Source organism: Micromonospora sp. NPDC049257 (assembly GCF_040678915.1).
In the GTDB taxonomy this organism is placed as follows: domain Bacteria; phylum Actinomycetota; class Actinomycetes; order Mycobacteriales; family Micromonosporaceae; genus Micromonospora; species Micromonospora antibiotica.
Genome location: NZ_JBFAQU010000001.1, coordinates 482,362 through 496,340, shown reverse-complemented (window position 1 = coordinate 496,340; position 13,979 = coordinate 482,362). Strand labels below are relative to the sequence as shown.

The 13,979-nt window shown below is 71.4% G+C and carries 13 protein-coding genes and 1 tRNA gene; 4 read left to right on the top strand and 10 right to left on the bottom strand.

Going from position 1 to position 13,979, the window contains the following annotated elements:
• Positions 1-33: 33 nt before the first annotated feature.
• The 7 genes from pknB to AB0K25_RS02140 form a co-directional block, all read right to left on the bottom strand.
• Complete coding sequence (gene pknB, locus AB0K25_RS02170) at positions 34-1,842, bottom strand: Stk1 family PASTA domain-containing Ser/Thr kinase (RefSeq protein WP_363817860.1); 1,809 nt, start codon at positions 1,840-1,842, stop codon at positions 34-36.
• On the bottom strand, positions 1,839-3,350 hold the full coding sequence (locus AB0K25_RS02165; protein ID WP_219470500.1) for a serine/threonine-protein kinase: 1,512 nt from the start codon (positions 3,348-3,350) through the stop codon (positions 1,839-1,841). The genes pknB and AB0K25_RS02165 overlap by 4 nt, the downstream gene beginning before the upstream one ends.
• Before the next feature lies 1 nt (position 3,351).
• The gene (locus AB0K25_RS02160; RefSeq protein WP_219465448.1) at positions 3,352-4,857 is read right to left on the bottom strand and encodes a penicillin-binding protein 2; all 1,506 of its coding nucleotides are present in this window, start codon (positions 4,855-4,857) and stop codon (positions 3,352-3,354) included.
• On the bottom strand, positions 4,854-6,281 hold the full coding sequence (locus tag AB0K25_RS02155) for an FtsW/RodA/SpoVE family cell cycle protein (RefSeq protein WP_208565229.1): 1,428 nt from the start codon (positions 6,279-6,281) through the stop codon (positions 4,854-4,856). Before AB0K25_RS02155 ends, AB0K25_RS02160 begins: the two co-directional genes overlap by 4 nt.
• Positions 6,282-6,373: 92 nt before the next feature.
• Entirely contained in the window at positions 6,374-7,798 is a 1,425-nt protein-coding gene (locus AB0K25_RS02150; RefSeq protein WP_363817857.1) for a PP2C family serine/threonine-protein phosphatase, read from the bottom strand.
• Positions 7,795-8,283, bottom strand: coding sequence for an FHA domain-containing protein (locus AB0K25_RS02145; RefSeq protein WP_208565227.1), 489 nt, complete (start codon positions 8,281-8,283; stop codon positions 7,795-7,797). The genes AB0K25_RS02150 and AB0K25_RS02145 overlap by 4 nt, the downstream gene beginning before the upstream one ends.
• Before the next feature lie 6 nt (positions 8,284-8,289).
• Positions 8,290-9,087, bottom strand: coding sequence for a DUF3662 and FHA domain-containing protein (locus AB0K25_RS02140; RefSeq protein WP_208565226.1), 798 nt, complete (start codon positions 9,085-9,087; stop codon positions 8,290-8,292).
• A 228-nt stretch (positions 9,088-9,315) separates the two neighbouring features.
• Here AB0K25_RS02140 and AB0K25_RS02135 point away from each other — a divergent pair.
• From AB0K25_RS02135 to AB0K25_RS02120, 4 genes are all read left to right on the top strand, one after another.
• Positions 9,316-9,401, top strand: a tRNA-Leu gene (locus AB0K25_RS02135).
• Positions 9,402-9,513: 112 nt separating this feature from the next.
• Positions 9,514-10,587 carry an NAD-dependent epimerase/dehydratase family protein gene (locus AB0K25_RS02130; protein ID WP_219465446.1) on the top strand — a complete coding sequence of 358 codons (1,074 nt, stop codon included), beginning with the start codon at positions 9,514-9,516 and terminating at the stop codon, positions 10,585-10,587.
• On the top strand, positions 10,584-11,390 hold the full coding sequence (locus AB0K25_RS02125; RefSeq protein WP_363817853.1) for a WecB/TagA/CpsF family glycosyltransferase: 807 nt from the start codon (positions 10,584-10,586) through the stop codon (positions 11,388-11,390). Before AB0K25_RS02130 ends, AB0K25_RS02125 begins: the two co-directional genes overlap by 4 nt.
• 158 nt (positions 11,391-11,548) lie before the next feature.
• A complete protein-coding gene (locus AB0K25_RS02120) occupies positions 11,549-12,169 on the top strand; it encodes a hypothetical protein (RefSeq protein WP_255597800.1) in 621 nt (206 codons plus the stop codon).
• On the opposite strand, the gene AB0K25_RS02115 is transcribed toward AB0K25_RS02120, so the two are convergent.
• From AB0K25_RS02115 to AB0K25_RS02105, 3 genes are all read right to left on the bottom strand, one after another.
• Positions 12,137-12,532: a hypothetical protein gene (locus AB0K25_RS02115; RefSeq protein ID WP_219465444.1), complete on the bottom strand. Its 396-nt coding sequence runs from the start codon at positions 12,530-12,532 to the stop codon at positions 12,137-12,139. The genes AB0K25_RS02120 and AB0K25_RS02115 overlap by 33 nt on opposite strands.
• A 154-nt stretch (positions 12,533-12,686) precedes the next feature.
• Complete coding sequence (locus tag AB0K25_RS02110; RefSeq protein ID WP_091253343.1) at positions 12,687-12,908, bottom strand: DUF397 domain-containing protein; 222 nt, start codon at positions 12,906-12,908, stop codon at positions 12,687-12,689.
• Positions 12,878-13,759, bottom strand: a complete 882-nt coding sequence (locus tag AB0K25_RS02105) for a helix-turn-helix transcriptional regulator (RefSeq protein ID WP_219465443.1) — start codon at positions 13,757-13,759, stop codon at positions 12,878-12,880. The genes AB0K25_RS02110 and AB0K25_RS02105 overlap by 31 nt, the downstream gene beginning before the upstream one ends.
• Between the last annotated feature and the right edge of the window lie 220 nt (positions 13,760-13,979).

Here is a 13,979-nt window from a genome sequence, read left to right as displayed (position 1 = left end):
GGACCGGGCCTGAACGTCATCGCAGGGTACGGGTCACTGGTCCTCGACCCGGAACGGCGGGGTGGGCGGCAGCGGGAACCCGCCCCCGGTGCCGTCACCGGGCGGTGTGGTGGTCGGCACCGGCGTGGTCGGGGTCGGCGGGGTCGGCGGCTCGGTCACCTCCGGCACGCTCACCACGATGGTGACCGTGCTCCCCTTCGTCTTCTTGGTGCCGGCCTTCGGGTTCTGGCTCTGCACCTTGCCGGCCTCGTCCGCCGGCACCTCCGAGCCGAGTTCGGGGTTGGCCCTGAAACCGGCGTTCTCGATGGCCCGGATGGCTTCCGCCTGGCTGAGGTCCTTGACGTTCGGCACCTCACGGACGTTGCCCCGGGAGACGGTCAGGGTCACCTTGGTGCTCTCCGGCACCTTCTCCCCCTCAGGCGGGGACACGTCGAGGACGATGCCCTCGTTCTCGTCGCTGTCCTTCTCCACGACGTTGACGACGAACTTCGCGTCCTTCAGGCGAGCCTGCGCGCTGTCGACCTTGCTGCCCTTGAGGCCGGTCGGGATGCTGACCTCGGGCTTGCCGCCGCAGATGTTCACCGTCACCTGACGGTTCTCGGCCAGCGGGGTGCCGGCCGGCGGGTCCTGCCGGGCGACCGTACCCACCTTGCAGGTGCTGTCGAAGACCTGGTCACCGCTCGCCGGCACCAGACCGGCGTTACGGATCTCGGTGAAAGCGGCGTCCTGCGTCTTGCCCGCCAGGTTGGGCACCGGGCTCGTCTTGGTCTCGTCGCCGTTCATCAGCAGGGCCGCGACCAGGGCGATCACCGCCAGCACCCCGACCGCCGCGAACGCCGCGATCACCCAGGCGGAACTCTTGCGCCGCTGCGGGTCACCGACCCGGGCCGGGATGTGCCGGGTCTGCTGACCGACCATCTGCGTCGGGTAACCGGCCGCAGCCGCCGCCATCGGGGTGGTCTCGTCCTGGCTCATCACCGGGGTCGCCATCACCGGCCGGCCGGCGGCGGCACGGAGCAGGTCGGCCCGCATCTCACCGGCGCTCTGGTAGCGGTTGAGCGGGTTCTTGGACAGCGCCTTCAGCACGATCGCGTCGATCGCCGGGGTCACGTCCGGGTTGATGTCGCTGGGCGTCGGCGGGGCCTCCCGCACGTGCTGGTACGCCACGCTGACCGGGCTGTCGCCGACGAACGGCGGATGACCGCAGACCAGCTCGAACAGCACGCAGCCGGCGGCGTACACGTCGGAGCGGGCGTCGACGGCCTCGCCGCGCGCCTGCTCCGGGGAGAGGTACTGGGCCGTGCCGATCACCGCGCTGGTCTGGGTCATCGTGGTGGCACCGCTGGCCAGGGCACGGGCGATGCCGAAGTCCATCACCTTGACCTGACCGGTCTGGGTCAGCATCACGTTGCCGGGCTTGATGTCCCGGTGGATGATCCCGTGCCGGTGGCTGAACTCCAGGGCCGCGCACATGTCGGCGCAGATCTCCAACGCCCGGCGCGGCTGGAGCCGCCCCTCGACGCCGAGGACCTCCTTGAGGGTCCGCCCGTTCACGAACTCCATCACGATGAACGGGAGGGTCTCGCCGGTCGGGGCGGTCTCCTCGCCGGTGTCGTAGACGGCGACGATCGCCGGGTGGTTCAGCGAGGCGGCGTTCTGCGCCTCGCGGCGGAACCGCATCTGGAAGGTGGCGTCCCTGGCCAGGTCTGTCCGGAGCATCTTGATCGCGACGTCCCGACCGAGCCGGAGGTCCCGGCCGCGGTGCACCTCGGCCATGCCACCGTAACCGAGCAGCTCGCCGACCTGGTACCTGCCACCGAGCAGGCGGGCCTGGGCTGTCATCGCGTTCGTCGTCCTTCGCTCGTCGTCGTCTCGCCGGCACCCGGTTCGAGCCGTACCACCCGACGGTACGACGTCCCGGCCGGATCGTCGCGTCCGAAGGCACTCAGCGCGCCGGACGTCATCTGGGGCGCGCTGGGATCACCGGCGCTGGTCCGCTGTCGCGCCGCGTAGGCGAGCACCCCGGAACAGACCAGCACCAGTACCGCCAGCAGAATCGCCAGGGTCACCATGCCGGACCGGGAACGCTGTGGCGGGGCCGGGGGTGGGAGCGGCTGCCGGGCGTACCCCATGGGTCGGTCGACACGCAGCGGGGCCGACGGGACTGCCGCCGCGCCCCGGGGCTGCTGCGGATAGGGCCGGGTCATCGGGGTGGCCTGGACCGGCGGGCGCTGCTGCGCCACCGGTGGCTGCGGGTGCCGGGCGGCTACCGGCGGCCTGGCCTGACCGCTGACGGGTGGCCGGGACTGCCCACCGACCGGCGGACGGGCCTGCCCGCTGACCGGCGGACGGTGCTGGTGGGCCAGCGCCGCCGGCTGCTGCCGGGGTACGGCGGGCACCTGGGCCCGGGCCATCGGGCCGGCGGGGGAGGCCGGCGCCGCCCCGGAGACCGGGCCACCCGAGACCGGACCACCGGAGACCGGACCACCGGACACCGGGCCGGGATGTCCGCCCCCCGCTCGGGCCTGCTGGGAGAGGACCTGCTTGGCCTGCCGGGCAACGGCGGCCAGGGCGGCGGCGCTCGGCCAGCGGTGGCCGGGCTCCTTGGCCATGGCCCGCTCCACGATCGCCTTGACCTGCGGCGGGATGTCCCCGGGCAGGGCCCGGGGAGTGTCCCGGACGTGCCGCATGGCGATTTCGAGGGGGTTGTCGCCTTCGAAGGGTCGCCGACCGGCCAGGCACTGGTAGGCCACGACACCGAGGGCGTACACGTCGGAGGCGGGGGTGGCCACCGCGCCGGTGGCCTGCTCGGGGGAGATGTACGAGGCGGTGCCGAGCACCGATCCGGCGGCGGTGAGCTGACCGACCAGCTCGGACCGGGCGATGCCGAAGTCGGTCAGCACCAGCGTCCCGTTGGGCCGGACGAGCAGGTTGCCCGGCTTGACGTCCCGGTGCACGATGCCCTTCTCGTGGGCGGCGTGCAACGCGTCGGCGGCCTGGGCGAGCAGCGCCATCGTCCGGGCCGGGGTGAGCCGGCCGACCCGGCTGAGCGTCGCCGACAGGGCGTCGCCCTCGACGTACTCCATCACCAGGAAGGCGATCTCCTGGTCGCTGCCGAAGTCGTAGACGTCGACCACGCCGGGGTGGTTGATGGTGGCCATGGTGCGCGCCTCGCCCCGGAACCGTTCGGCGAAGCCGGGCTCGTCGAGCAGCGCCGGGAGCAGGCTCTTCACCGCGACCGTACGGCCCAGCACCTGGTCGGTGCCGCGCCACACGTCGCCCATGCCGCCGCTGGCGATCCGCTCGTCGAGACGGTAACGGTTGCCGAGCTGCACCCCGGGGCTGAGCATGTCAGCGGCCCCCCGCATCGGCGATGGCCGCCTGCATGATCTTGCCGCCGATCCGGGCCGCCTCGGCGCTGCCGCCGCTGCCGGCCTGCTCCAGCTCCACGCAGACCGCGGAGACGGCGTTGCCGTTCTTGTCCAGCGCGAAGCCGATGAACCAGCCGTGGTCGGGCCGGTCCGGGGCGGACTGGGCGGTGCCGGTCTTGCCGCCGACGGTGTAGCCGTCGATGTCCGCCGAGCTGCCGGTGCCGTTCTTGACCACGCTGACCATCATGTCCCGCAGGTCGTCGGCGACCTGACCGCTGACCGGCTGGCGCAGCTCCCGGGGCTGGGCGTTGTAGTAGCTGGTGGTGCGGTCCGGCCCGAGGAGCTGCTTGACCAGGTAGGGACGCATCTGCCGGCCCTTGTTGGCGACCGAACCGGCGATCAGCGCCCCCTGGAGCGGGGTCATCCGGACGTTGTTCTGGCCGATCGAGGACTGCGCCAGCGCGGCGGGGTCGGTGCCGCCGTCGGGGTTCTGCATGTCGCCGGTCCGGCTGGCCGCCACCGGCAGGCCCCCCTCGCCGAGCTGCCCGACGGTGAGGTCGTCCTGCTCGAAGCCGAACTGCCGGGCCTTCTCCTTCACCGTGTCCGCGCCGAGCTTCACGCCGAGCTGGGCGAAGCCGGTGTTGCACGACTCGGTGACCGCGTCCATCAGGGTGACCTGCGCCTCCGGGCAGATCGACGGGGCGGCGTTGCGGATCGGCGTGCCCGAGGTCGGCGGGGTCCAGCTGGGACCGGCCGGGATCTCGGTGTCCTTGCCGACCCCGTTCTCCAGGGCGGCGGCGGCTATCACGATCTTGAAGGTGGAGCCGGGCGGCAGCACCTCCGACAGCGCCCGGTTCTTCAGCGGGCCGTCCGGGTCCTGCTCGTACTTGTTGTAGGCCGCGGAGGCCACGTTGGTGTCGTGGTCGACCAGCGGGTTCGGGTCGAAGCTGGGCATCGAGACCAGCGCCTGCACCGCACCGGTACGCGGGTCGATGGCGATGGCCGCGCCCTTCTTCACCCCGTTGCGGTTGTTGCGCAACTGTTCGTAGGCGGTGTCCTGGGCCCGCTTCGAGATGCTCAGCAGCACGTTGCCGCCGCCGCTCTCGTCGCCGGTGAACATGTCCTTGATCCGGTTGCCGAGCAGGGCGTCGCTGGTGCCGGCGAGGAAGTCGTTCTCCAGCCGTTCGATGCCGGTGTCACCCAGGTTGACCGGCTTGTAGCCGAGCACGTGGGCGTACTTCGTCCCCGCCGGGTAGCTGCGCTGGAACTTCAGCTTGCCGCCGGTCTCCTTGCTGGTGGCCACGGCGGTGCCGCCGGCCTCGATGTTGCCCCGCCGGCGCTCGTACTCGGCCACCTGGACCCGGCCGTTGTAGTCGCTGTTGCGGTATTCGTCCGCCTTGTAGGCCTGGATCCAGTTCAGGTTGGCGAAGAGCAGACCGAACAGGACCATGACGACGACGCCGACGCGGCGCAGGGGCGCGTTCACGGGCGGATCACCTCCGTGGGAGCACCGTGCAGCTGTTCCGGCGGGCCGCCACCCGGCCGGGCCGCCGGGCCGCCACCCTGGGCCACCGGCCGCCGGGCGGCGTCGGAGATACGCAGCAGCACCGCGATGAGCAGCCAGTTCGCCATCAGCGACGAGCCACCTGCGGACAGGAACGGGGTGGTCTGACCGGTCAGCGGAATGAGCTTGCTGATCCCGCCGACGATCACGAAGACCTGGAGCCCCAGGGTGAAGGCGAGACCACCGGCGACCAGCTTGCCGAACGAGTCCCGCACCGCCAGCCCGGCCCGCAGCCCCCGCTCGACGACGAGCAGGTAGACCACCAGCAGCGCGGTCAACCCGAACAGGCCGATCTCCTCACCGATGCCGGCGAAGATGAAGTCGTTCTGCACCTCGGGGATCTCCAGCGGCTCCCCGGCACCCGGCCCGGACCCGAACAGGCCACCGCTGCCCAGGCCGAGCAGCCCCTGCACCAGCTGGTAACCCCGGTCGTACGGCTCGGCGAACGGGTCGAGCCAGATCTCCGCGCGGGTGTAGAAGTTGGCGAACGGCCCACCTACCGTGCCACCGAGCACGTACGCGAGGTAGGCGCCGCCGAAGAAGAGGACGAGACCGATCAGCAGCCAACTGACCCGTTCGGTGGCGATGTAGAGCGTCACCACGAACATGCCGAAGTAGAGCAGCGACGTGCCGAGGTCCTTCTCGAAGACCAGGACCAGCAGGCTGATCAGCCAGACCCCGACCACCGGGCCGAGATCCCGGCCACGCGGGAAGTCGATGCCGAGGACGCGGCGACTGGCCAGCGACAGCACCTCACGCTTGCGGACCAGGTAGTAGGCGAAGAAGACAAGCAGTGCGAGCTTGGCGAACTCACCGGGCTGGATGCTGAACCCACCGACCCGGATCCACAGCTTCGCGCCGTTGATCTCGGAGAACCGGCCGGGCAGCACCGCCGGGATCATCACCAGCACGATGCCGGCCAACCCCAGCGTGTACGCGTACCGGGAGACCGCCCGGTGGTCGCGCATCACCACCAGCAGCCCGGCGGCCAGGATCACCGCGGCCAGCGTCCAGGCCAGCTGGCGGCCACCGGTGCCGGCGAAGATGGCCAGCGTCTCCCGGTCGGCGGGAGCGGCCTTGCCCAGGTCGAGGCGACGCAGAAAGCCCACCCCGATGCCGTTGAGCAGGGCCACCGCCGGTAGCAGGGCAGGATCGGCGAACGGTGCCAACCACCTGATCACCAGGTGCATACCGAAGAAGACCAGCCCCAGTGCGGCGGCCGGCATCCAGAAGTCGCGGGTGACGGTGTCGAGCAGGTTCGCCTCGACGATCGCCCCGTACGCGGCCACCAGCACCATCGCCAGCGCCAGCAGGGACAGTTCGGCGTTACGCCGGGACCGCGCCATACGTACGCCGGGCCGCTCGCCCGTCGTGGCGGGCGAGACTACCGGCTGGGCCGCTGCGGTCAAGAAGGTGTCCCTCGGATCTCAGCCGGCGGTCACTCGGGCGACCGGCAGCCCGCCGGGTCTCCGGCCGGCGGAACCGCGTCGGAGGCCGAGGCGTCGGGTGTGGTGGACGGCGTGGGGGTGCCGGTGACGATCGGCACGCCGGTCGCGCCGGGGCTGGTCGCCTCGGGGCTCGGCGGCACCGTTGAGTTCGCCGGCACCGGGGAGCCGGTGACGAGGGAGGGAACCGGCGGGCAGACCGGCTTCAGGTTCGGGTTGCCCGGGTCCTCGCTGGTCAGCTCGGCCAACCGGCGCAGCGCGTCCGGCCGGCTCTTGGCCTGGATGCCCTGCTTGACCTGCTCCTGGGCGGCCAGGGTCAGGTCGTCGAGCTTGGCCTGGCTGGTCGAGTTCACGCTGGACAGGTCGAGGCCGGCGACCTGGCCGGGGACCCCCCGGAAGACCGCGAGCTGCCCGTTGTCGGTCGCCCCGACGTAATACTGCCGCTGGGTGTAGCTCCAGCCGGCGAAGAGGCCACCACCGAGGATGACCAGCAGGGCCGCCAGCATCGCCACGGTACGCAGCGGCCGGCGGGGGCGCTCCGGGTCGTCGTCCCGGTTGGCGGCGGGTTCCTCCGGGGCGGGCGGTCGCGGGGCGGCCAGCGCCGACGCGCGGGCCGCCGGGGTGGAGTCGTCGGCCGCGGTGGCCATCCCCCGGTCCCGGGCGGCGGCCCCGCCGACGATCGGGCTCGCCTCGACGATGTCCTGGTCGGTGGCGTCCGCGATGATCACGGTGATGTTGTCCGGGCCGCCGCCGCGCAGGGCCAGCTGCACCAGCCGCTCGACGCACTGCTGCGGGTCGGTGTACTCCCGGAGGCTGTCGCCGATGGTCTCCGCGCTCACCACACCGGAGAGGCCGTCGCTGCAGATCAGGTAGCGGTCCCCGGGCAGCACCTGCCGGACGCTGTATTCCGGGTCGATGTCCCGGCCGTCGAGGGCGCGGGTGAGCAGCGAGCGCTGGGGGTGGCTGCTCGCCTCCTCCGCGCTGATCCGTCCCTCGTCGACGAGCATCTGGACGTAGGTGTCGTCCTTGGTGATCTGGGCGAACTCGCCGTTGCGCAGGAGGTAGGCACGCGAGTCGCCGATGTGGACCATGCCGAGCTTGCTGCCCGAGAAGAGGGTCGCGGTGAGCGTGGTGCCCATCCCCTCCAGCTGCGGGTTGGCGTCCACGGTGTCGCGGAGCTGCTGGTTGGCGGTGCCCACGGCCGATCGCAGCGCGTCGACGAGCGCGTCCCCCGGGACGTCCTCGTCGAGCGGCGCCATGGCACCGATGACGATGTTGCTGGCGACGTCACCGGCGGCCATGCCGCCCATGCCGTCGGCGACGGCGAGGAGCCGCGGCCCGGCGTAGACGGAGTCCTGGTTTCCGTCTCGGATCAGACCGCGGTCGCTGTGGGCCGCATAGCGCAGGGTCAGAGTCATGGCCGTAATTCGAGAGAGGTGCGGCCGATACGGATCGGCACGCCGAGGGGGACGGGGGTTGGTCCGGTGACCTTAGCGCGATCGAGGTACGTGCCGTTAGTCGAGCCGAGATCCTCGACGAACCACTGACCGTCCCGGGGCACCAGCCGGGCGTGCCGGGCGGAGGCGTAGTCGTCGGTGATGACGAGGGTGGAGTCCTCGGCCCGACCGATGGTGATCTGCGCTTCGCCGAGGGTGATCCGGGTGCCGGCGAGCTGGCCGGCGGTGACCACCAACTGGTGGGCCGCCCGGCCCCGCTTCGCCTTCGCCGGTTTCGCCGCCTGCTGCTGGGTCGAGGCGCCGACCCCCCGCGGCGCGGCCACCAGCCGGCCCGACCGGGCACCGGCGAACAGATCCCGACGGATGACACCCACCACCGTGAACACGAAGATCCACAGCAGGATGAGGAACCCGAACCGGGCGACGGTGATGACGAGTTCCGGCAAGGCGGGTCAGCCGTCCACGCGGAAGGTCAGCGTCGTGGTGCCGAGCTGGATCATGTCGCCCGGGTTGAGGGCGACCGCCGAGACCCGCTGGCCGTTGACCATGGTCCCGTTGGTGGACCCGAGGTCGGTCAGCACCACCTGGCCGCCGTCGAAGTCCAGCCGGGCGTGCCGTCGGGAGATCCCGACGTCGGGCAGGCGCAGGTTGGCCTGGTCGCCCCGGCCGATCACGGTCGAGCCCATCTGCAACGGATAGGTGCGGCCGTCGCCCGAGACCAGCCGGACGTTGCGCGCGCCGCCACCGCCGTGGCCGGGCGGCGGGCCGTAGCCGCCGCCCTGGTCGTACGCCGGGTAGGCCGGCGGGCCGGGGTCGTAGCCGCCCGGGGAGGACACCGGGGCGACCTCGCCGCCGGTGTAGACCTCAGCGGTGACCCGGAACATGCCGGTGTCCAGCCCCTCGCCCCGCTCGACCTCGACGATCACGTCGCCGTAGACCGTCCACGCCTGCTCACCGATGAACTCCGCCTGAGACTGGGCCAGCTCCTGGGCCAACGCAGCGGCGTACGGCGCCAACCGACTGTGGTCGTACGGGGAGAGATCGATCACGTAGCGGTTGGGCACCAGGGTGCGGCCACCAGCGAGGATGGCCTTGTGCGCCTCGGCCTCCCGCTGCATGGCGTTGAGGATCTCCACGGGGTGGACCACCCCTTTGAAGACCTTGGCGAAGGCCCCTTCGACCAGGCCTTCCAGACGCTTCTCGAAGCGTTGCAGCACGCTCACCGGCTCCTCCTCGGGTCCCGAGGACATGATGGTATCTGGACGGCGCGCGCGCAGCTCGCGCGCCGCTCGGCCACCGCGCGGCGGCCCGTTCGGAGCGGCCCCCAGGCCCGTGCTACTCTTTCGTCCGCCACGAAGGGTGACCGCTCGCAGGAACGGTAACCGGTCGAGGCGAGACCGCAGGACCGGGTAGCATGTTGCCGGCCCGCCGGAGACGGCGGAGTCGACGCGCACTACCGCGTTCGACGGTCGTGCCACGGGGATGTGGCGGAATGGCAGACGCGCACGGTTCAGGTCCGTGTGTCCGAAAGGACGTGGGGGTTCAACTCCCCCCATCCCCACCACCAGACGAGGGCTCCGCAGTCGCGGGGCCCTCACTTCGTATCGGGGCGTACCGGACGTCAGGCTATGCTCCGGTGGTTTTTCCAGCCTCCTACCTTTGACCAGGGGTGTCGTGTGAGTGTCGCGTTGGTGACCGGGTCGGGCGGTCTGATCGGTTCCGAGGCGGTCCGGCACTTCGCCGGGCTCGGTCTGGACGTGGTCGGCATCGACAACGACATGCGGCAGGAGTTCTTCGGCGCCGAGGCCTCGACCGCGTGGAACGTCCGGCGGCTGACCGACGAGCTGGGGTCGGCGTACGCGCACCACAGCATCGACATCCGCGACCGGGACACCCTCGGCAAGCTCTTCGCCCGGTACGGCCGGGACATCGCCGTGGTGATCCACACCGCCGCCCAGCCGTCGCACGACTGGGCGGTACGGGACCCGTTCACCGACTTCGACGTCAACGCCGGTGGCACCCTCAACGTCCTGCAGAACGTGCGGGAGCACTGCATCGAGGCGCCGGTGATCCACTGCTCGACCAACAAGGTCTACGGGGACCGCCCCAACAGCCTGCCGCTGGTGGAGCAGGAGACCCGCTGGGAGATCGAGTCGGGCCACCCGTACGAGCAGGGCATCCGCGAGGACATGTCGATCGACGCCTGCCTGCACTCGGTCTTCGGGGCCTCCAAGGTCGCCGCGGACGTGATGGTGCAGGAGTACGGCCGCTACTTCGACATGCGCACGGCCTGTTTCCGGGGTGGCACGCTGACCGGCCCGGCGCACTCGGCGACCGAGCTGCACGGCTTCCTCGGGTACGTGATGCGGGCCAACATGGAGCGCCGCACCTACAAGATCTTCGGCTATCAGGGCAAGCAGGTCCGCGACGCCATCCACAGCTCCGACGTGGTGTCGGCGTTCGAGGCGTTCTTCCGGGCGCCCCGCTCGGCGGCGGTCTACAACCTCGGCGGCGGCCGGCACTCCAACACCTCCAACCGGGAGGCGTTCGCCCTGGCCGAGGAGATCACCGGCCAGGAGATGATCACCGAGTACGTCGACGCGAACCGGATCGGCGACCACAAGTGGTGGATCGGCTCGAACGAGGCGTTCCAGGCCGACTACCCGGGCTGGAAGCAGGTCTACGACGTACCCATGATCATGCGGGAGATCTACCAGGCCAACGTCGACAAGTGGGTGCCGGGAGCATGACCGCACAGGGCAAGCGCAACGTCCTCGGCGTCCTGGTCGACGCCACCGACTACGCCTCGGCCACCGAGCAGGTCGTCGCGGCGGCCCGGGACCGCCGGCCGTTGGCGCTGACCGCGCTGGCCGTGCACGGGGTGATGACCGGGGTGCTCGACCCGGCGCACAACGCCCGGCTCAACTCCTTCGACGTGGTCACCCCGGACGGCCAGCCGGTGCGCTGGGCGCTCAACCTGCTGCACCACGCCGGCCTGGCCGACCGGGTCTACGGCCCGACGCTGACCCTGCACGTGCTGCGCCGCTTCGCCGACGAGGGCCTGCCGGTCTACCTGTACGGCTCGACCGAGGAGACCCTGGCGAAGCTGATCCCGGCGCTGGAGCGGATGTTCCCGGCCCTCAAGATCGCCGGGGTGGAGCCGTCGAAGTTCCGCGCGGTGCAGCCCGGCGAGGACGTCGAGATCGCCGACCGGATCCGGGCCAGCGGTGCCCGGTTGGTCCTGGTCGGCCTGGGCTGCCCCCGCCAGGAGGTCTTCACGTACGCGATGCGACCCCTGCTGGACATGCCGCTGATGGCCGTCGGCGCGGCCTTCGACTACCACGCCGGCCTGCTCCGGCAGCCGCCGCCGTGGATGCAGCGGGCCGGCCTGGAGTGGTTCTGGCGGCTCGGCCTGGAGCCGAAGCGGCTCTGGCGGCGGTACGTCATCCTCAACCCCGCCTACCTGACCCGCCTCGCCGGCCAGAAGACCGGCCTGTGGCAGGCCCGTCCGCCGGCCCCGGCCACCGAACGGCCGGCGACCTTCGCGGTCTGATCCGTCCACTGCGGACGACCGGCCGGGACGACGACCCGGTCGGTTCCGTGCCGCTGGGCCGACCGGCCGGGACACGGCCACCCCTACGGGATGCTCCGGGGTGGGAACAGGGGCTCGTCCCGGATTCGCCGCCCGCCGTTGTGGGCAAGGCTGTGTCCATGGATGGGCATCTCATCGTGTTGCTGTCGATCGCCGCCGTCTGGCTCGCCGCCGGCGTCGTGGCGGACGGCCTCCCCCGGCTGGATCGGGCCCGCGCGCTGCGACGGCGTACCGGATGGCTGCTCGCCCTCTCCGTGGCCGGGCTCGCACTGACCGCGACGGTGCTGGTCGCCGGCACGGTCAGCGGTGGGGACACCCCGGTCGACCGGGCCGCCGGGCAGCTCCCACTGGTGGCGGTGCCGGCGCTCGCGGTGGCGGTCTGCACGGTGCGCCGGGTCCGCCGGTTGCGGGCGGGCGCGGGCGCGTTCGCCGCCGCGCCGGAGACGCCCGCGCCGTACGGTCTGCGGGCCGCCGCCGGGCACCCGCTGGTCGGTCTACCGGTGCAGGTGACCGCGCTGGCCACCGTGCCGGGGCTGCTCACCGCCGCCGGGCTGGACCTGGGTGCCGGCAACGGGGTCACCGGGGTCGCGCTCACCTTCGGCGGGTTGGCCGTCCTCGCCATCGGGGTACGCCACGGCCTGCGGCACAACCGGCTCACGGAGCGGACGCTGCCGGGCACCGGACCCGCGCTGGTCGGCCTGCCCGCCTCACCGGCTGCGGCCGGCTCCCTGCACGTATAGCAGTTCCAAGATCGCCCGGGTCGCCTCGAACCACCGGTCCAGCCAGCCGGGCGGCGGTACGCTCCCCTTGGGCGGCAACTCCAGCAGCAGGCCACGCAGCAGCGGGTGGTCGATCATCGACTCGGGTGCCGTCGTTTCCCAGGTGTCCCTGGGAAACGACGGCTCGGCGAGCGGGTTCGGGTCGAGCGACGTCATCGGTGGCCCGGCCTGCTCGGGTGCGAGGACACCGTCGTCATCGAAGTCGGTGTCGCCGGCGCCCACCTCGGTGAGCATCGTGTCGCGGCGGGCGCTGCGGTACTTGCCGCCGAAGCGCTCGACCCGGCCCGGGCCGTGGGTGAGGTTTTCTGAACCGATCGTCGTCATGTGCTCTCGCCTGCCTCGCTTGGTTGCCGCCGCGTGTGGCGGGTCATCGACCAGCGCCGTACCGAGGGGTTCAACGATGCGGGGGCGCAAGTGGCGACGGGCCGGCCGGGGAGTGTCCCCCGACCGACCCGCGGTCAACGCCACGCTGCGTTGGTCAGTGTTGGCCGAACGCGCCGTTCCGAGCGTCGGCGACGAAGGCGTTCCATTCCCCGGGGGCGAATACGAGGGCGGGACCTGTCTTGTCCTTCGAGTCCCGCACCCCGACCGCCCCGATCACGTAAGCTACCTCGACGCAGTTGTCACAGTTCGGCCCACTTTTTGAGCTCTTGAACCAGGTCGCCTGCGTCAGGTCCTCGGGGAACCTCTTGGTCGCCATTTCCACAACGGCTCCTCTGCCAGTTCTGCGATGTGTGCGATGGACTCCTCCGGTCGCCTGGCCGCTGCCTGAATCTGATCGAAGATGAAGTTGTACTTCTGTAGCTCGTCGCTCTTCTCCAGGAAGAGCCCACCCGTGGCGTTCTCCGCGTACACGACATCCGGATCAACCGAGTCGGGGAAACCGAGAATCGTGAAGGTCCCGTCCATGCCGGCGTGCGCTCCCACCTCGAAGGGCAGGATCTGCAGCGTCACGTTCGGCAGTTCGGCCACCTCCACCAGCCGTCTGAGCTGACCACGCATCACCGCGTCGCCGCCCACCGGCCGACTCAACACCGCCTCATCGAGCACCACCCACAGATCGACCGGATCGTCCTGGGTCAACAACGACTGACGGCCCAATCGGACACGCACCCGTTGTTGCACCTGATCGGGAGAGATGTCCGGACGGGCCGCCTGGATCATCGCACTGGCGTACTCCTCGGTCTCCAGCAGACCGGGCACGACCTGCTGTTCGTACGCCCGGATGGAACCGGCCGCCGCCTCCAGGCCGACGTACGCCCCGACGAGCACCGTGCTGTAGGGGTGCCACCAGCCCTTCTGCCGCGCCTCGCGGGCGATCTGCACCAGCTCTTCGCTCTCCGCGCCCACCACCCCGTAGATGCGGAGCATGTCCCGGACGTCACGCGGGGTCGCCGAGGTGTGACCGGTCTCGATCCGGGAGACCTTGGAGGCGGAGCACTCCAACTGCTCGGCGACCGCCTCTATGGTGATCCCGGCACCGTCGCGCAGCCGGCGCAGCTCGGCCCCGAGCCGGCGACGCCGGATGGTCGGGCTCCGCCGTTCGCTCATCGGGGCGCCCCGGGTCCTGTTGACGGGGAAAGCTGGTGCCTCGGGCCCACCCGGTTACCTCCGGTCGATCGCGCCCGCGTCCATTACCGCCAAGGGCGCGACCGTGGGCGGCGGGCATCGTTCGCGGCAGGGGTGGAGCCCGGTCGCCGACCGGCCGCGGCGGGCGGAACCGGCGTCCAGTGTGCCGCCCCGGAGTCGGCGTGATCAAGCGCCCGGTTCA